Annotated in this window: 19 protein-coding genes; 15 read left to right on the top strand and 4 right to left on the bottom strand. The window is 49.1% G+C overall.

Annotation, left to right across the window (positions count from 1 at the left end; translation table 11 throughout):
* Positions 1-136 precede the first annotated feature (136 nt).
* The 3 genes from J7E26_RS02470 to nagA are packed head-to-tail and all read right to left on the bottom strand — an operon-like array spanning position 137 to position 2,796.
* Positions 137-868 (bottom strand): GntR family transcriptional regulator, encoded by a 732-nt coding sequence (locus J7E26_RS02470; protein WP_214802615.1) that lies wholly within the window; start codon positions 866-868, stop codon positions 137-139.
* Positions 869-889: 21 nt separating this feature from the next.
* Positions 890-1,609, bottom strand: coding sequence for a glucosamine-6-phosphate deaminase (nagB, locus tag J7E26_RS02465; protein WP_214802618.1), 720 nt, complete (start codon positions 1,607-1,609; stop codon positions 890-892).
* Positions 1,606-2,796 carry an N-acetylglucosamine-6-phosphate deacetylase gene (gene nagA / locus J7E26_RS02460; RefSeq protein WP_214802621.1) on the bottom strand — a complete coding sequence of 397 codons (1,191 nt, stop codon included), beginning with the start codon at positions 2,794-2,796 and terminating at the stop codon, positions 1,606-1,608. The genes nagB and nagA overlap by 4 nt, the downstream gene beginning before the upstream one ends.
* 169 nt (positions 2,797-2,965) lie before the next feature.
* On the opposite strand from nagA, the gene hprK reads away from it, so the two are divergent.
* The 4 genes from hprK to J7E26_RS02440 are packed head-to-tail and all read left to right on the top strand — an operon-like array spanning position 2,966 to position 5,927.
* Entirely contained in the window at positions 2,966-3,898 is a 933-nt protein-coding gene (hprK, locus tag J7E26_RS02455; RefSeq protein WP_214802623.1) for an HPr(Ser) kinase/phosphatase, read from the top strand.
* A 14-nt stretch (positions 3,899-3,912) separates the two neighbouring features.
* Positions 3,913-4,728 carry a prolipoprotein diacylglyceryl transferase gene (lgt, locus tag J7E26_RS02450; RefSeq protein ID WP_214802626.1) on the top strand — a complete coding sequence of 272 codons (816 nt, stop codon included), beginning with the start codon at positions 3,913-3,915 and terminating at the stop codon, positions 4,726-4,728.
* Positions 4,729-4,754: 26 nt separating this feature from the next.
* On the top strand, positions 4,755-5,405 hold the full coding sequence (gene ppaX, locus J7E26_RS02445) for a pyrophosphatase PpaX (RefSeq protein ID WP_214802629.1): 651 nt from the start codon (positions 4,755-4,757) through the stop codon (positions 5,403-5,405).
* A gap of 3 nt (positions 5,406-5,408) precedes the next feature.
* A complete protein-coding gene (locus J7E26_RS02440) occupies positions 5,409-5,927 on the top strand; it encodes an acyltransferase (protein ID WP_214802632.1) in 519 nt (172 codons plus the stop codon).
* A 20-nt stretch (positions 5,928-5,947) separates the two neighbouring features.
* Here J7E26_RS02440 and J7E26_RS02435 read toward each other — a convergent pair whose 3' ends face one another.
* Entirely contained in the window at positions 5,948-6,673 is a 726-nt protein-coding gene (locus tag J7E26_RS02435; protein WP_214802636.1) for a C39 family peptidase, read from the bottom strand.
* A gap of 236 nt (positions 6,674-6,909) precedes the next feature.
* Here J7E26_RS02435 and J7E26_RS02430 point away from each other — a divergent pair, with 236 nt between their 5' ends.
* From J7E26_RS02430 to J7E26_RS02380, 11 genes are all read left to right on the top strand, one after another.
* The gene (locus tag J7E26_RS02430) at positions 6,910-8,082 is read left to right on the top strand and encodes an ATP phosphoribosyltransferase regulatory subunit (protein ID WP_214802639.1); all 1,173 of its coding nucleotides are present in this window, start codon (positions 6,910-6,912) and stop codon (positions 8,080-8,082) included.
* Positions 8,075-8,716: an ATP phosphoribosyltransferase gene (gene hisG / locus J7E26_RS02425; protein ID WP_214802641.1), complete on the top strand. Its 642-nt coding sequence runs from the start codon at positions 8,075-8,077 to the stop codon at positions 8,714-8,716. Before J7E26_RS02430 ends, hisG begins: the two co-directional genes overlap by 8 nt.
* Entirely contained in the window at positions 8,713-10,026 is a 1,314-nt protein-coding gene (hisD, locus tag J7E26_RS02420; protein WP_214802642.1) for a histidinol dehydrogenase, read from the top strand. The genes hisG and hisD overlap by 4 nt, the downstream gene beginning before the upstream one ends.
* Positions 9,992-10,576 carry an imidazoleglycerol-phosphate dehydratase HisB gene (gene hisB / locus J7E26_RS02415; protein ID WP_214802645.1) on the top strand — a complete coding sequence of 195 codons (585 nt, stop codon included), beginning with the start codon at positions 9,992-9,994 and terminating at the stop codon, positions 10,574-10,576. The genes hisD and hisB overlap by 35 nt, the downstream gene beginning before the upstream one ends.
* Positions 10,577-11,215, top strand: coding sequence for an imidazole glycerol phosphate synthase subunit HisH (hisH, locus tag J7E26_RS02410; RefSeq protein ID WP_214802648.1), 639 nt, complete (start codon positions 10,577-10,579; stop codon positions 11,213-11,215).
* On the top strand, positions 11,212-11,949 hold the full coding sequence (gene hisA / locus J7E26_RS02405; RefSeq protein ID WP_214802651.1) for a 1-(5-phosphoribosyl)-5-[(5-phosphoribosylamino)methylideneamino]imidazole-4-carboxamide isomerase: 738 nt from the start codon (positions 11,212-11,214) through the stop codon (positions 11,947-11,949). The genes hisH and hisA overlap by 4 nt, the downstream gene beginning before the upstream one ends.
* Entirely contained in the window at positions 11,946-12,704 is a 759-nt protein-coding gene (hisF, locus tag J7E26_RS02400) for an imidazole glycerol phosphate synthase subunit HisF (protein ID WP_214802654.1), read from the top strand. The genes hisA and hisF overlap by 4 nt, the downstream gene beginning before the upstream one ends.
* Complete coding sequence (hisIE, locus tag J7E26_RS02395; RefSeq protein WP_214802657.1) at positions 12,701-13,321, top strand: bifunctional phosphoribosyl-AMP cyclohydrolase/phosphoribosyl-ATP diphosphatase HisIE; 621 nt, start codon at positions 12,701-12,703, stop codon at positions 13,319-13,321. The genes hisF and hisIE overlap by 4 nt, the downstream gene beginning before the upstream one ends.
* A gap of 221 nt (positions 13,322-13,542) precedes the next feature.
* A complete protein-coding gene (locus tag J7E26_RS02390) occupies positions 13,543-15,312 on the top strand; it encodes an ABC transporter ATP-binding protein (protein WP_214802660.1) in 1,770 nt (589 codons plus the stop codon).
* A gap of 13 nt (positions 15,313-15,325) precedes the next feature.
* The gene (locus J7E26_RS02385; RefSeq protein WP_214802663.1) at positions 15,326-16,003 is read left to right on the top strand and encodes a response regulator transcription factor; all 678 of its coding nucleotides are present in this window, start codon (positions 15,326-15,328) and stop codon (positions 16,001-16,003) included.
* Positions 16,000-17,061 (top strand): sensor histidine kinase, encoded by a 1,062-nt coding sequence (locus J7E26_RS02380; RefSeq protein WP_214802666.1) that lies wholly within the window; start codon positions 16,000-16,002, stop codon positions 17,059-17,061. Before J7E26_RS02385 ends, J7E26_RS02380 begins: the two co-directional genes overlap by 4 nt.
* Positions 17,062-17,127 lie beyond the last annotated feature (66 nt).

Below are 17,127 nucleotides of genomic sequence, written 5' to 3'. Positions count from 1 at the left end.
TTTATTACAGTGGAGTAAAATGGAGTAAGAAATCTGAATAAGCGGTTATTTAATTCCTATAAACCCTTGATGATAAGCGGATTTATAGCTGTTTTTCTAAATTATATCTCCAATCCATGACGGATTGGAGATTTTTTTATTTGAGTCTGTCCATATAATGCACAAATGTGTAGCGGTCGCCTCTGTATGCCGATTTGACATGCTCAAAGGCCGTGCCGTCCTGCAGGTAGGTGGTGCGCTTAATATAAAGGACGGGCGCGCCGGGCTGAATGCCGAGAAGCTCTGCTTCCTCCTGTGAGGCTGTTCCCGGTTCAAGCTCCTGCTTTGCGCGTGAAATCGGCATTTGATTGTATTCCTCGATGTGCTCATACATGGATGACCGAAAATGGGAGGCATCCAGCTTCCCCGCCATGTCAAACGGGATATACGAAGCCTCGAGCGCCATCGGAATATCATTGGCCAGCCGGACGCGGATGATTTTATGAAGCATTGAGGGATATCCGCATCCTAAAATAGAAGCCAATTCTTCAGTAGCCGGAATCAGCTGATATTCTGCCAATCTGCTTCCCGGCTTCATACCGCGGCTCCTCATGTCCTCCGTAAAGCTTGTCAGACCTTGCAGCGGCTGCTCCATTTTCAGTTTGCTGACGAAGGTTCCCCGGCCTTTTTGTCTGTATAAAAACCCTTCGTTTACCAAGTTGGAAAGAGCCTGCCGCACCGTCATTCTGCTGATGCCGAACTGCTCCGCGTATTCGCGCTCCGATGGAAGCGGCGCGTCCGCTTTCAGCTCGCCGTTTTTGATTTGTGTCTTTAATTGCTCCATAATCTGAAAATAAATCGGAATCGGGGATTGTTTATCAATATGCATAGGTTAAAATCCTTTCAAGCGTCAGCCCGCAGCCTCTTCATCGATCAAAACCGTGACATCCGGGTGTGAATGCAGGGCCGAGGCGGGGAATGATTCGCTGATATTCCCGTCCAGCAGCTGTTTAACCGCTTGGGCCTTGCTTTTTCCGGATGCCATGATCAATAGCCGCTTGCCGGACAAAATTGTTTCAATGCCCATTGTAACGGCTTTTTTCGGGACTTGATCGATTGATGGGAAGTATCGCGCATTTGCCTGTCTTGTCTCTTCGTCCAGTTCAACGACGTGCGTCCGGGATTGAAATGGCGTGCCCGGTTCATTAAAGCCGATATGGCCGTTTTGTCCGATGCCCAGCAGCTGAATATCTGCGCCGCCGAGCGATTCCGCCAATCGGTCATAGCGTTCGCATTCAGCCTCAAGGTCATTTGCCCGTCCGTCGGGAAGAAAATGGCGGTCCTTACGGCTGTCGATATGTGCGAATAAATGTGTATTCATATAATAATGATAGCTGTTTTTATCCTCAGGAGAAAGCCCTGCGTATTCATCAAGATTGATGGTGCTGACATTTTGAAATGACAGGCCTTCCGTTCGGTGCATCCGCACCAGCTCTTTATATACGCCTTCCGGTGTGCCGCCAGTCGCAAGGCCGAGGACGGCATCGGGCTTTTGCTTCACTGTTTCAGCGATGATAGCTGCGGCTTTTTGGCTTAGTTCTTCATAATTTCTGCATTTGATCACATTCATGACCAGTCAACCTCCTTTGAGATGTATGCGGCGTTTCCGCGGCAAATGGCTGCCAATACGCTGCACTGTCCGTCAGTCAGAATAATATCCGCGTCTTTTCCTTCCGCAATGCTTCCTTTGCGGTCATAGATGCCAAGCCGGCGCGCGGCATTCGCTGACGTCATATTAGCTATATCCAGCCAAGAACAATCTGTAAACCTGCGCATGAGCGCTGCGCCTTCATTCATTTTCAGGATGGAGCCTGCCAGCGTTCCATCAGAAAGAAGGGCTGTGTTCCCGCGGACCGTCACCTTCTGTCCTCCGAATTCATACACGCCGTCCTGAAGCCCTTTTGCCCGCATAGAGTCGGTTATCATGATCAGCTTTTGGCTGCCTTTCGCCAAATAAGCAAGCTTTACGGCTAAGGGATGTGAATGAATACCGTCAGTAATCAGCTCGGCCGTAATGTTCTCACAGGCAAGAGCCGTACCGATGCCCCCCGGCTCGCGATGATGAAAAGAGCTCATAGCATTGTAAAGATGGGTCATATGCAGCGCGCCGGCCTCTGCCGCTTCTGTTAAAAGCTCGGAGCCTGCGTTTGTATGCCCCATTGACGGGATAATCGCTTGCCCTTTTAAATAACGGATCAAGCTGAAATCATCGTCCTCTTCCGGTGCAAGCGTTACGATTTTGATCAGCCCTCCCGCCAGCCGCTCCCATTTTTGAAAAAGGTCCTGATCTGCGGGGGTGATCCACTGCTTTGGCTGTGCTCCGGCCTTGTTTGGCGAGACAAACGGGCCTTCTAAGTGAATGCCGAGCAGCTCTGCGCCTTTACCCGCTTGTGCGGAGGAAGATGTCCATTCTTTTGCGTTAACAAGCGCTTTTTCAATGCTTTCATGATGCTGTGTGATCGTTGTTGCTAAAAAAGATGTCGTTCCTTCTTCAGGCAGACGGGAAGACAAAGTATCAAGAGCCGAAAAATCGGCATCCATCGTGTCTGCGCCATAGCCGCCGTGGATATGAATATCAATCATACCGGGAAGCACATAAGAGTCTTTTGGCGCCCGCCACTCTTTATCGAACGTTTCTTGCGGCTTCTTGTCACCCGCATACGAAATAACGCCGTCTTTCATTCCGAGGAATCCGTTTTGGATGATTCCATTTTCTGTTACAATGCGGGCACCGCTGATTAAAATGCTTTCAGCCACTAAAAACACGCCTTTCTGGATGATTTGTTATGTTTATTTTACTCCTTTTAAGACTAGTTATCTAGACCAGTTATGCCGTAATTGTATAAATCTGTTTTGGTTCAGTCTCTAAAGTGATAAAATATAACTGTTCAAAGCTCGGAACATCCCAGAACAGGAGGAACATATCTTGGCAAAGGTTCGGACCAAAGACGTAATGGAGCAGTTCAATTTAGAATTGATCAGCGGAGAAGAAGGGGTTAACCGCCCGATTACGATGAGTGATTTATCACGGCCCGGTATTGAAATCGCCGGTTATTTTACATATTACCCGAGGGAACGGGTGCAGCTTCTAGGGAAAACAGAACTGTCATTTTTTGAACAGCTTCCTGACGAAGATAAGAAACAAAGAATGAAATCGCTTTGCACCGATGTCACACCGGCTATCATTCTTTCCAGAGATATGCCGATTCCGCCGGAGCTTATTGAAGCGTCCGAACAAAACGGTGTCCCGGTGCTCAGATCACCTTTAAAAACAACCAGATTGTCAAGCAGACTGACAAACTTTCTTGAAAGCCGTCTTGCGCCGACGACGGCCATTCACGGCGTGCTCGTGGACATATACGGCGTAGGCGTACTCATTACGGGTAAAAGCGGCGTCGGAAAAAGCGAAACCGCGCTGGAGCTTGTCAAACGCGGACACCGTCTTGTCGCCGATGACTGCGTCGAAATCCGTCAGGAGGATCAGGATACGCTTGTCGGCAATGCGCCTGATCTGATTGAGCATCTGCTCGAAATCAGGGGGCTCGGCATTATCAATGTCATGACGCTGTTTGGCGCCGGAGCCGTCAGAAGCAATAAACGAATTACAATCGTTATGGATCTGGAGCTATGGGAGCAAGGGAAACAATACGACCGTCTCGGACTTGAAGAAGAGAAAATAAAAATCATTGATACAGAAATTACAAAACTTACAATCCCTGTCCGTCCCGGACGAAATCTCGCTGTCATTATCGAAGTTGCGGCGATGAACTTCAGATTAAAACGGATGGGCTTAAATGCTGCCGAGCAATTTACGCATAAGCTGGCGGGTGTCATTGAAGACGGGGAACAAGACGAATAGGAGTTGGCAATACAATGAATGAAGCAATCACACCAATCAATCCGATTGCCTTACAGCTGGGACCCCTTTCCGTCCATTGGTACGGGATCATTATCGGCGCGGGCGCTCTGTTAGGGCTGTGGCTGGCGATGAGAGAGAGTGAAAAGCGCGGGTTGAAAAAAGACATTTTTATTGACCTTGTTCTTTTTGCCATTCCCATCGCCATTATTTGCGCACGGGTGTATTATGTTCTTTTTGAGTGGGGCTATTATTCAGAACACCCGGGAGAAATCATAAAAATCTGGAAGGGCGGCATCGCGATCCACGGCGGTTTAATCGGTGCGGTTGCGACGGGAATCGTCTTTTCGAAAGTGAGAGGCATCTCTTTCTGGAAGCTTGCGGATATTGCCGCGCCGAGTATTTTACTCGGGCAGGCCATCGGGCGCTGGGGGAACTTTATCAACCAGGAAGCTCACGGGGGGCCTGTCAGCCGGGCATTTTTAGAAAGCCTTCATTTGCCTGATTTCATCGTGAACCAGATGTATATAAACGGGCAATATTATCATCCGACTTTCTTGTATGAATCATTGTGGAGTGTTGTCGGCGTCATTCTTCTCCTGCTGCTCCGACGCGCGAACCTGCGCAGGGGCAACCTGTTTTTGACCTATATCATCTGGTATTCCATCGGCAGATTCTTTATTGAGCGTATGCGGACGGACAGCCTGATGCTGACGAGCAACCTTCGCATCGCTCAAGTGATTTCAATTGTGTTAATTGTTCTTGCTATCATTTTGATGATTTTCAGACGAGTCAAGGGCTATGCCGATAAGCGGTATGCGGACACAGACTGACGTCTGGAAACCGGAAAGGACGTATGATGACTGATAAACGTGTAACCACCATTTTATTTGATCTTGACGGCACGCTGATTAATACGAATGAGCTGATTATCGCTTCATATCTCCATACGCTTGACCATTATTGCCCGGGACGGTATCAGCGGGAGGACGTACTTCCGTTTATCGGCCCGCCTCTGTACGAAACTTTTTCAGGTATAAACGCAGCAAAATGCGATGAAATGATCAGCATGTACAGGGCATTTAACCATGAAATGCATGATGCGCTCGTGACAGAATATGAAACGGTTTATGAAACGCTTGATGAATTGAAAAAGGCGGGATATAAGCTCGGTATTGTCACCACGAAGCTAAGGGATACCGTAAATATGGGTCTTGCGCTGACGGGGATCGGGCCGTTTTTTGAAACGGTCGTCACGCTTGATGATGTCAAAAACCCGAAGCCTGATCCGGAGCCTGTGCGTCTCGCGCTCCGGCAGCTTGGAAGCGAACCTTCTGAAGCCATGATGGTAGGCGACAACTATCACGACGTATTGGCGGGAAAAAACGCCGGCACGCAAACCGCGGGTGTCGCATGGACGATCAAAGGCGCAAAAGAGCTTGCCAAGCACAAACCGGATTACATGCTCGAGAAAATGAGTGATTTATTACAAATCACCGGAGTGAAGTGATCCGTGAGAAAAACAGACCGTCATCCGGTTTCAGGTGCGAATTCACTGTGGCATGTTTACAAAACGGTTCCTTTTTTAAAGGTGATGAAAAATTTCATCGTGATTCAAATCGCGAGGTATACGCCTTTTTTAGGTATGAAAAATTGGCTGTACCGCACTTTTTTGAACATGGACATCGGGAAACAGACATCCTTCGCACTGATGGTGATGCCTGATATCATGTTTCCTGAAAAGATTACTGTCGGAAAAAACAGCATTATCGGCTACAACACGACGATTTTGGCCCATGAATATTTAATTCATGAGTACCGGATCGGCCATGTGAAAATCGGTGACGAGGCGATGATCGGGGCGAATACAACCATTCTCCCGGGCGTGACAATCGGTAATAGGGCCGTTGTTTCCGCCGGTACGCTTGTGCATAAAGATGTGCCGGCAGGGGCACTTGTCGGCGGCAACCCGATGAAGCTGATTTATACGGACAAAGAAATGAAGGAACGAATGGGAAAACCCGCTGATTAAAGAGTCAGCGGGTTTTTTTGTTATTTCTTTATCACGATGGCTTGGCTGCCCATTTGCTTCCAGGCTTTTTCAAAGCTGGTCCGGTCCGTTTTTCGGTTTTGATAGCCGTAAGGGTCATTGACATACACGTAATCTTGATCATATCCGGTAACGGCTACGCTGTGCATGCTGTATGTAATACTGACCTTTCCGTTTGGCGTATTCCAAGTCTGCATATTATCAACCGGCTTAAAGGCAGTGGTGATAATCACCCAGACCGGCCGCCCTTTTTCAAGCTGGCGGTACACGGAGGAAATATCTTTTCCGGTAAGATCATAAACCCGGTTTCCTGCGTATTTCTTGGCAAGCTTATATATCGGTTCATGGTAGACTCCCAGGCCGGGGCCGTTTGCCATGTCTCCGACAAATCCATCATTCGGATTTCCCTTCAGCCCGCTGCTGTATGTCAGCGGCACTGTGTCGATTTTGTCCGCCAGCGTATTTTTTGATGCATCATATCCCGCATAGTTCAGCACCATGGCAAGGCTTGTCACTTCACAGCCATTGTACAGTTTTGGCGCGTCCATTTGTCTGTATAACACAACATTCATCGGTGCCGCGCTCCCTTTCAATGGCGTTTTCTCATCAGGATCCGGGTCGGACTGATGAAAAAATGGCAGATTAATGTCGTTTGTGTATATGTTGAATCCCAGATAGGCAAGAACGGCTATCAGGATCAGCACACATAATGTTCCGAGCGTCTTCATTATACTCTCCCTTGTTCTTGATGAAGCTGTTTTTTGTATTATAGCATTTCTGTTCTTACAAATTAGAGCGATCCAATAGGTTTACAGATTTGTTCATGATTTATTCATGGTTATGGAAAAGAATAGGCGGACAATTGACGTTGCATTTCGTTCTTTTATCTGCTAACATATTATCATATTAGCGAACTAAAGGATTCGGAATTTTCCTTCAGTACAAAGCGGGGGTGTAACAGGCAATGTTTATGTTCGAAAAACCGCACGGCATGAGAGATACGCTGCCCGGTTTATATGAAGCAAAGAAGAAGGTCCGTTTCGCGTTAACGGATTTGATTGATAAATGGGGTTATCAATTTATGGAGACTCCGACACTTGAGTTCTATGAAACGGTGGGTGTCCAGTCCGCAATCGAAGAGCAGCAGCTGTTCAAGCTTCTGGATCAGGACGGAAAAACATTGGTGCTGCGTCCCGACATGACCGGGCCGATTGCGAGGGTGGCGGCGTCAAAGCTCCACAAACACGATCATCCGCTCAGGGCCGGATATGTGGCGAACGTGTTTCGCGCCCAAGAGCGTGAAGGCGGCCGTCCGGCTGAATTCGAACAAGTCGGCGCGGAGCTGATCGGTGATGGTTCAACAAGCGCGGACGCCGAGGTCATTGCGCTGGCGGCCGGCGCTCTGAAAAACGCCGGCCTGCACCAATTTAAAATCGCTATCGGCCATGCCGGGCTTGCGGATGAACTGTTTGTGGAGGTGCTCGGCAATGCAGAACGGGCGGATGTCCTGCGGCGCTTTCTATATGAAAAAAACTACGTGGGCTACAGAGAGCACGTCAAATCGCTCCCGCTTTCTTCAATCGATAAAAGCCGGCTGATCGGGCTTCTCGAATTGCGGGGCGGAAAAGAGATTTGCGCCAAAGCGGAAGACATCATCGGAACTTCCGGCAAAAGCGTAATTCAGGAGATGAAAGATTTATGGGACATTCTTGAAGATTACGGCTGTACTGAAAACGTCCGCCTTGATCTGAACATGGTAAGCCATATGAGTTATTACACAGGTATTTTATTCGAAGTGTACGCGGCAAACGTCGGGTTTGTCATCGGCAGCGGCGGCCGCTATAACAATTTGCTCGGCCATTTCGGCAATCCGGCCCCCGCAACAGGTTTCGGCCTTCGCGTTGACAGGCTGATTGAAGCGCTCGGCATTAAAGGTGAAACAAGCGAAGCGGACGCCGTTATTTTCAGCAAGGAACAGCGGGCGCAAGCCATTTTATTCGCTGAGGGAGAAAGGGCGAATGGCAGAAAAGTCGTCTTGCAGGACTTATCAGGAATTGAAAATATTGATCATATGACAAAATCATTCGCAAACGTCACATACTTTATCGGTGCCAGAAAGGAAGAGCAAAATGGGTAAGGTACTCACAATGGCAATGCCAAAGGGACGGATATTTGAAGAAGCGGCGAGTCTTTTGCGCCAGGCCGGATACAAGCTGCCGGAGGAGTTCGAAGAATCGAGAAAGCTGATCATCGACGTTCCCGAGGAAAGTCTCCGTTTTATTTTAGCAAAGCCGATGGACGTCACAACATATGTCGAGCATGGTGTCGCTGATGCCGGTATTGCGGGGAAGGATGTCATGCTTGAAGAAGAACGCGATGTGTATGAGGTGCTCGATCTGAAAATCAGCAAATGCCATCTTGCCGTTGCCGGACTGCCGGACGCTGATTGGAACGGCGTCGCTCCGAGGATTGCGACGAAGTATCCGAATGTTGCGTCAAGTTATTTCAGAGAGCAGGGCGAGCAGGTGGAAATCATCAAACTGAACGGTTCAATCGAATTGGCGCCGTTAATCGGGCTTGCTGACAGAATCGTTGACATTGTGTCAACAGGCCGGACGCTAAAGGAAAACGGACTCGTCGAATCAGAACATATATGTGACATTACATCCCGTTTTATCGTCAACCCGGTCAGCTATCGAATGAAAGATGAAGTAATTGATGAAATGGCGGCCCGATTGGCGCGGGTTGTGGAAGGAGAAACGGCAAAATGAAAATAACAGCCATTACAAGCAGCGACCGGTTTTCTCTGAAGCGTTCCATCGACAGCGGAACGGAAGAACAGCGGAAAACCGTCAGAGCCATCATTGAAGACGTCAGGCAAAACGGCGACAAAGCCGTCTCCGCCTTCACAGCAAAATTTGACGGCATCGATCTGGCTCAGACTGCCGTCAGCGAAGAAGAAATTGCTGAAGCGTACCGTCTCCTTGATGATCAGCTGCTGCAAGTGATCAGACAGGCGATCGCAAACATTACAGAATATCACGAACGGCAGCTGCAATCCTCTTGGTTCTACCATCGTAAGGACGGCACGATGCTCGGGCAGAAAATAACGGCGCTCGATTCCGCGGGCGTGTATGTGCCTGGCGGGACGGCCGCTTATCCGTCGTCTGTTTTAATGAATGTCATTCCCGCGCAAACTGCGGGAGTGGAACGGATTGTACTCGTCAGTCCTCCGGGAAAGGACGGACGGCTTTCGCCGGGCGTGCTTGCGGCGGCATCCGAGCTCGGCATCCGGGAGATCTACAAAGCAGGAGGCGCTCAGGCCATTGCCGCCCTTGCATATGGCACGGAAACGATAAAACCGGTTGATAAGATCACAGGCCCGGGAAATATATTTGTGGCGCTGGCAAAACGCGAAGTATTCGGTGATGTGGATATCGACATGATTGCCGGGCCGAGTGAGATTGTCGTGCTGGCCGATGATTCGGCCGTACCGCAGGAAGTCGCCGCTGACCTGCTTTCACAGGCCGAGCACGACATGCTCAGTTCAAGCGTGCTCGTCACAGATTCTCAGACGCTTGCCGAAGCCGTATCCGAGGAGGTCGGCAAACAGCTTCAAACCCTACCGCGAAAAGCGATTGCGGAAGCATCCATAACGGATTACGGACAGATTTATGTCGCGGAAACGATGAAAGATGCGATTGATACGGTTAACGCGCTCGCACCTGAACATTTAGAAATCATTACCCATTCGCCTGAGACCTTGCTTGGCAGCATCAAACACGCGGGGGCGATTTTTTTAGGCCGCTACAGCGCTGAACCGGTCGGCGATTATTTTGCAGGGCCGAATCACGTGCTTCCGACAAACGGAACGGCGCGGTTTTCGAGTCCGCTGAATGTAACTGATTTTCAAAAGAAATCAAGCATCATTTCCTACAGCCAAACCGCTTTTGAAACACACGCGGACAGCATTGCCGCCTTTGCGAGGCTGGAAGGACTTGAAGCACACGCAAGATCCATCGAGGCAAGAAACGGAGGAATAAAAGATGAGAAAAGCGGAACGGGCCAGAAAAACAAATGAGACGGATATTCAGCTGGCTTTCGGAATAGACGGAGAAGGAAAAGCGGACATCAGCACGGACGTGCCATTTATGACACATATGCTTGATTTGTTTACAAAGCACGGGCAATTTGATTTATCCGTCAATGCAAAAGGCGATACGGAGATTGATGATCATCATACGACTGAGGATATCGGCATCTGCTTGGGGCAGGCTCTCCTTGAAGCACTCGGTGATAAAAAAGGCATCAAACGCTACGGCTCGGCGTTTGTGCCGATGGATGAGGCGCTCGCCCAGGTTGTCGTCGATTTGAGCAACAGGCCGCACTTAGAGATGCGCGCTGAGTTTCCGGCGGCCAAGGTCGGCACATTTGATACCGAGCTTGTCCATGAGTTTTTATGGAAACTTGCGCTGGAAGCACGAATGAATCTGCATGTCATCGTTCATTACGGAACGAATACCCACCACATGATAGAAGCCGTGTTTAAGGCGCTTGGAAGGGCGCTTGATGAAGCAACGGCCATCGATCCCCGCGTCAAAGGGGTACCATCTACGAAAGGGATGCTGTAAATGATCGGTGTGATAGATTACGGAATGGGCAATTTATACAGCGTATCAAAGGCACTGGAACGAGTGGGCGCTCCCTATACGGTAACTGACCGGCCGGAAGAGCTGCAAAAGGCAGATGCCTTCATTCTCCCCGGCGTCGGATCATTCAGCGATGCGATGGACAATTTACGCAGCTCGGCACTTGATCAATTCATTCACCGCATTACGGATGAAGGCAAGCTGCTTCTCGGCATCTGCCTCGGCATGCAGCTCATTTTTGAAGAAAGCGAAGAAAACGGATCTGCAAAAGGACTGGGTTTGTTAACCGGGAAAGCCGTCAAACTGAAAGACCGGGATGCAGAAGGAAACAGGCTGAAGGTGCCGCATACGGGCTGGAACCGCCTGACGTTTCACAATAAGTCTCCGCTGCTTTCGGAAGTTGAGGAAGGATACGCTTACTTCGTTCATTCCTACTATATAGACGGGATGGAAGACAGCGCGCTTTTGGCAAGCGCCGATTACGGCGTCCTTGTTCCCGCGGTCGTCGGCAAACATCATGTTTTCGGAGCGCAGTTCCACCCGGAAAAAAGCAGCACCGTCGGAATGGCAATCTTAACCCGATTTACAAAAATGGCAGAGGAACAGAAGGTGAAGAAATGAGCGCTTTTACATTATATCCGGCAATAGATATGAGAAACGGCAAATGCGTCCGCCTTATTCAAGGTGATTATGATAAGGAAACGATTTACGGAGACTCGCCGTTAGACATGGCAGCATTGTTTGTACAAGAAGGAGCCGAATGGATTCATCTCGTTGACCTCGACGGGGCGAAAGAAGGGCAGAAAGTGAATGACCGCCATGTGCTTAACATCGCGCAGCAGCTTGATGTGAAAGTCGAAGTCGGCGGCGGCATACGCTCCGAGGCAGATGTGTACGGCTGCTTATCTCAAGGCGTTGATCGTGTCATTCTCGGCAGTTCAGCCGTCTCTAACCCGTCGTTTGTGAAAAAAATGCTGAAACAATACGGAGAGAAAATCGCGATCGGACTTGATGCGAGAAACGGTTTTGTCTCAACGGAAGGCTGGCTTGAGACCTCTGCGGTAAAGGCAGAAGAGCTGGGCCGTGAATTGGCGGATGAAGGAGCTGAAACTTTCATCTTTACTGATATTGCAACCGACGGAATGCTCTCCGGACCGAACATCGAAAGTACCGTTCGGCTGGCGAAGGAGACGGGCAAAACAGTCATCGCCTCTGGCGGAGTAAGCTCGGTCGCTGATCTCAAGGCGCTCGCCCGCTTCAAGGAAGACGGCGTATCAGGAGCGATTATCGGAAAAGCGCTGTATACGAAACAGTTTACACTGGCGGAAGCGCTCAGAGGGGTGAAGAGCACATGATAACGAAACGGGTGATTCCGTGTCTTGACGTCAAAGAGGGCCGCGTTGTCAAAGGCATTCAATTTCTCGGACTGAAAGATGCAGGCGATCCTGTCGAGCTGGCTGAGGCATATGACAGGGAGGGTGCTGACGAGCTCGTCTTTCTCGATATTTCCGCTTCGCATGAAGGGCGGAAGACGATGACAGACGTCGTTGAACAAGTTGCGGCAAAGCTGGCTATTCCGTTTACGGTCGGCGGCGGCATCAATCAATTGAGTGATATGAAAAGAATTCTTCGCGCCGGCGCGGATAAGGTGTCGGTCAATACTGCGGCCGTCCTCCGCCCCGAGCTGATTACGGAAGGAGCGGAATTCTTCGGCTCGCAATGCATCGTGCTGGCCATTGATGCCAAATACGACAAGGATTGTGACTCCTTCAAGGTTTATACACACGGCGGCAGAAAGAAAACCGATTGGAAGGTTACAGCCTGGGCAAAAGAAGCCGTCAAACGCGGAGCCGGCGAAATCCTTTTGACAAGCATGGATTCAGACGGGGAGAAAAAAGGCTTTAACCATATGCTTACAAAGCTCGTGTCAAGAGCCGTACCCGTGCCGGTGATCGCTTCAGGCGGCGCGGGCAGCGCCCGCCACATGCTTGAAGCCTTTACAAAGGGGGAAGCGGATGCCGCGCTTGCGGCATCAATATTCCATTACAAAGAAACATCGATTAAAGAAGTGAAAGACTATATGAAGAAACACGGGGTGAATGTAAGATGAAGCGGGCAGATGAACTGAGGTTTAACGAGGACGGGCTGATTCCCGCCATTGTACAGGATGCGGCAAGCAAGGAAGTTCTGACGCTGGCTTACATGAACCGGGAATCCTATGAAAAAACGCTGGAAACGAACGAAACATGGTTTTACAGCCGTTCACGCCAGGAGCTATGGCATAAAGGGGGGACATCGGGGAATACCCAAGCCGTCAAAGGCATTCGTTACGATTGCGACCAGGATGCGCTGATCGTGCTTGTGGAGCCGTCCGGGCCCGCTTGCCATACAGGCAGCTACAGCTGTTTTTCACCGGAAAAAGCGGAAGGGGCGGATCGCTTCAGTATTTTAAATGAGCTGGAAAGTGTGATCGCCAAACGGCAGGCAGAGATGCCGGAAGGAGCCTATACGACGTACCTATTCCGGGAAGGCGTCGATAAAATCCTCAAAAAAGTGGGTGAAGAAGCCGCTGAGGTAATCATCGCCGCGAAAAACCGCGACCATGAAGAATTAAAATGGGAATCAGCCGATTTATTGTATCATTTGCTCGTTCTGTTACGCGAGCAGGCACTTCCGCTTGATGATGTGCTTGAGGTGCTCAAAAAACGCCATTCTGAGTCTGACTGAAGAAACCTCACGGGGATGATCCGTGAGGTTTCTTATATTTTAATGAAATATTCCTAATATTGCAATCTAGCGGAAGTGAATTTGGTAATATTGACTAGTAGAAGCAGAACGAATATTTTTCGTGTATAATCAGACCGGTTTTTATAAAAAATGTGCGTTTTGTTCATATTCCGTTCATGCTCAGCCGTTATAGTATAGACAGTGATATAGGAGGAAAACATATGCCGAATAAACAACCAAAACCAAAAGGGAAATTCAGTTCATTTTTTTCGTTAGTCAAAAAAACAAAACCATCATATGGAATGCTGGCCTTTGCCTTGTCCCTCAGTATCGTGACGACGCTCGTCAGCCTGCTGATTCCATTATTGACAAAGCAGCTCGTTGACGGCTTTTCCATGTCTTCATTGTCAGGCGGACAAATCGGTCTGATCATAGCCGTATTTGTCGTCCAGGCTGCTTTAAGCGCATACGCGACATACGCGCTTAATTACAGCGGCCAGAAAATCATCTCGGGGCTGCGTGATCTATTATGGAAGAAATTAATTAAACTGCCCGTCTCTTATTTTGATAAAAATGCCTCAGGGGAAACGATCAGCCGCGTCACTAATGACACGATGGTTGTGAAAGAGTTGATCACAAATAATATCAGCGGGTTTATTACCGGAGTGATTTCTGTTATCGGATCACTTACGATTTTATTTATTATGAACTGGAAGCTGACATTGCTTGTCGTGGTCGTCGTGCCGCTGGCTGCTTTCATTTTAGTGCCGATCGGCCGGAAAATGTTTAAGATTTCACGGGAAACGCAGGATGAAACAGCAAAATTCACGGGATTATTGAACCACATTCTTCCGGAAATCAGACTTGTCAAAGCATCTAACGCTGAAGACGCCGAATACGGCCGCGGAAAAGAAGGCATTACGGCGCTGTTCAAGCTCGGTCTGCGTGAAGCGAAGGTGCAGTCGCTCGTCGGTCCGCTCATTACACTTGTGTTAATGGCCGCGCTGGTGGCTGTCATCGGCTACGGCGGAATGCAGGTATCGTCAGGCGAACTGAGCGCCGGCGCACTCGTCGCATTTATTTTGTATTTGTTTCAAATCATTATGCCGATGGGCCAGATCACTTCATTTTTTACACAGCTGCAAAAATCCATCGGCGCAACGGAGCGTATGATTGAAATTCTTGCTGAAAAAGAAGAAGACATCCAATCCGGAAAAGACATCCAAAACGCTGATCAGCCGATTAAGCTGGAACAAGTATCATTCGGCTATAAGCAGGATCAAATCATCTTAAAAAACATTACGGCCACGATTGAAGCCGGCAAGGTAACTGCGATTGTCGGGCCGAGCGGCGGCGGAAAAACAACATTATTTAAGCTGCTTGAACGCTTCTACAATCCGACAGCCGGCACGATTAAGCTCGGAGATGAACCGATTGACGGTTATTCGCTTGAATCATGGCGGGAACACATCGGCTACGTGTCTCAGGAAAGCCCGTTAATGTCCGGCACGATCCGCGAAAACATTTGCTATGGATTAAAACGCGATGTGACCGATGAAGAACTCAGAAAAGCGGCCGATATGGCATATGCCCTTCAGTTTATTGAAGATTTACCGAAGCAATTTGACACCGAAGTCGGAGAACGGGGCATAATGCTGTCAGGCGGACAGCGCCAGCGTATCGCCATTGCCAGAGCGCTTTTGCGCAATCCGAGCATTCTCATGCTGGATGAAGCGACATCAAGCCTTGACAGCCAGTCCGAGAAATGGGTGCAGCAGGCGCTTGAGGTCTTGATGAAGGGACGCACAACCATCGTGATTGCCCACCGTTTATCCACGGTTGTCGATGCGGATCAGCTTCTGTTTGTTGAGCAGGGAGAAATTACAGGGCGGGGAACACACCACGAACTGATGGCTGCCCACTCTCTGTACCGCGATTTTGCTGAGCAGCAGCTTAAGCTGAACGCCGATTTAGAAAACAAAGCTGTGTAGAGGAGTGATTTTGATGGCTGTCATAATGGTTGCGGATGATGACCGCCATATCCGTGAGCTTGTCCGTCTCATGATGCAGCAAAGCGGTTTTGACGTCATAGAGGCCGAAGACGGCGAAGCGGCGGTTCAATTGATAGAATCATCACACACGGACCTCATTATATTGGATGTGATGATGCCGAAAATGGACGGCTTTGAAGTCAGCGAAGCCGTCCGGAGCTTTACGGATATTCCGATTTTAATGCTGACTGCAAAAGGCGAAACCTTGGACAAAGTCCAAGGTTTTACTGCCGGGGCGGATGATTATCTCGTTAAACCGTTTGAGCCGCTTGAGCTTGAAGCAAGGGTTAAGGCCTTGCTGAAGCGCTATCGGATCACTGCGGAAAAGCTGCTTACAATCGGCACGGTGGCATTAGATAAACAATCACGCACCGTAACACAGAGCGGCGGGACGGGAATGACCCTCCCCCGGCGTGAATTCGAGCTGTTGTTTAAGCTTGCAGAGTATCCGAATAAGACGTTTTCAAGAGAGCAATTAATAGAAGATATTTGGGGTTTTGATTACGAAGGCGACGAGCGCACGGTTGATGTTCATATTAAAAGGCTGAGAGAACGGTTTCCGGAAAGTGACTACCCGTTTGTCATTCATACGGTGCGGGGGCTCGGATATCGGTTTGTGGTGACAGAATGAAACGGGTCATCAGAACCTCAGGGAAAATCATCATCCTTTTAGCGTTTACCGCTTTCTTATGGCTGATCGCCCACCTGGTCATTCAGGGATGCGGGCTGCTGTGGCCGTTTTTATTAACGCCGTATACAGAGCAGATCATCACGCTCTGGCTCGTCTTCGGATTGCTGATCTTATCGATGGTTGCTTTCTCAAGATCAGCGCGTGAAAGACATCATGCGATTTGGGATTCGTTAACCGCCATAATTAAGCAAATGTCGAGCGGCAACTTCACTGAAGCTGCCGCCCGGAAGATGGAGAAAATTGAAAGGGATCACCCGGTAACGAAGCTTGCGGATGAACTGACAACCCTCGCCCTGGAATTGAATGAAATGGAAAAGCTGAAACAAGAGTTTATTTCTAACGTCTCTCATGAAATCCAGACCCCGCTTACTTCTTTAAAAGGCTATGCCCACTTGTTAAAAAAACCGGACTTATCCTATGAGGAGCGGGGACGCTACTTACACATCATTGAAACAGAAACGGAACGATTATCAAAAATCAGTGAAAATCTGCTGAAGCTCACTGCGCTGGAACGCCAAAAGGAACCCATTCAAAAAAAGCCGTTCCGCATTGACAAACAGCTGCGGCGTGTCGTGCTGACTTGCGAGCCGGAGTGGTCTGCCAAACAGATTGAGTTTCTCATTGATTTAAAAGAGTCGTTTGTTTATGGAGATGAAGCGCTGCTCAGCCAAGTGTGGATGAATCTCATTCATAATGCGGTGAAATTTACCGGTGAAGGCGGCCGCATCTCAATTAACATTACAGACATGCCGGAAGCAACGGCTGTAGAAATCGCCGACAACGGAATCGGAATGGAGCCTGAACAGGCGGAGCGGGTGTTTGAACGTTTTTACAAAGCGGACAAAGCGAGAAATGCCGGAGGAAGCGGACTCGGCCTGTCCATCGCCCATAAATTGGTTGAGCTTCACGGAGGTACGATAGAGGTAAAAAGCAAGCCCGGAGAAGGAACCTGCTTTCGGGTGATGCTTCCTGCTGAGCCTCGTGAAAAAAACATCTAAAATCTGGTCGATCCAGCCAGTAAAAAAGACAGTGAATCCTATCTTTTGAACTATTGAGGCAATGCC

Origin of the sequence: Bacillus sp. ISL-51 (assembly GCF_018613535.1) — a bacterium.
Lineage (GTDB): Bacteria > Bacillota > Bacilli > Bacillales > Bacillaceae > Bacillus.
The sequence above is the reverse complement of the archived record's forward strand: the minus strand, read 5'-3'. Positions and strand labels throughout refer to the sequence as shown.

What these genes read in the sequence shown, in the direction of transcription:
- hisA (WP_214802651.1), top strand. Translation starts at nt 11,212, where the DNA reads ATGAGCGCTTTTACATTATATCCGGCAATAGATATGAGAAACGGCAAA.
- J7E26_RS02430 (WP_214802639.1), top strand. Translation starts at nt 6,910, where the DNA reads ATGTTTATGTTCGAAAAACCGCACGGCATGAGAGATACGCTGCCCGGT.
- hisIE (WP_214802657.1), top strand. Translation starts at nt 12,701, where the DNA reads ATGAAGCGGGCAGATGAACTGAGGTTTAACGAGGACGGGCTGATTCCC.
- hisF (WP_214802654.1), top strand. Translation starts at nt 11,946, where the DNA reads ATGATAACGAAACGGGTGATTCCGTGTCTTGACGTCAAAGAGGGCCGC.
- nagB (WP_214802618.1), bottom strand. Translation starts at nt 1,609, where the DNA reads ATGAATGTGATCAAATGCAGAAATTATGAAGAACTAAGCCAAAAAGCC.
- lgt (WP_214802626.1), top strand. Translation starts at nt 3,913, where the DNA reads ATGAATGAAGCAATCACACCAATCAATCCGATTGCCTTACAGCTGGGA.
- J7E26_RS02470 (WP_214802615.1), bottom strand. Translation starts at nt 868, where the DNA reads ATGCATATTGATAAACAATCCCCGATTCCGATTTATTTTCAGATTATG.
- hisD (WP_214802642.1), top strand. Translation starts at nt 8,713, where the DNA reads ATGAAAATAACAGCCATTACAAGCAGCGACCGGTTTTCTCTGAAGCGT.
- hisG (WP_214802641.1), top strand. Translation starts at nt 8,075, where the DNA reads ATGGGTAAGGTACTCACAATGGCAATGCCAAAGGGACGGATATTTGAA.
- hisB (WP_214802645.1), top strand. Translation starts at nt 9,992, where the DNA reads ATGAGAAAAGCGGAACGGGCCAGAAAAACAAATGAGACGGATATTCAG.
- J7E26_RS02385 (WP_214802663.1), top strand. Translation starts at nt 15,326, where the DNA reads ATGGCTGTCATAATGGTTGCGGATGATGACCGCCATATCCGTGAGCTT.
- hisH (WP_214802648.1), top strand. Translation starts at nt 10,577, where the DNA reads ATGATCGGTGTGATAGATTACGGAATGGGCAATTTATACAGCGTATCA.
- ppaX (WP_214802629.1), top strand. Translation starts at nt 4,755, where the DNA reads ATGACTGATAAACGTGTAACCACCATTTTATTTGATCTTGACGGCACG.
- J7E26_RS02390 (WP_214802660.1), top strand. Translation starts at nt 13,543, where the DNA reads ATGCCGAATAAACAACCAAAACCAAAAGGGAAATTCAGTTCATTTTTT.
- J7E26_RS02435 (WP_214802636.1), bottom strand. Translation starts at nt 6,673, where the DNA reads ATGAAGACGCTCGGAACATTATGTGTGCTGATCCTGATAGCCGTTCTT.
- J7E26_RS02380 (WP_214802666.1), top strand. Translation starts at nt 16,000, where the DNA reads ATGAAACGGGTCATCAGAACCTCAGGGAAAATCATCATCCTTTTAGCG.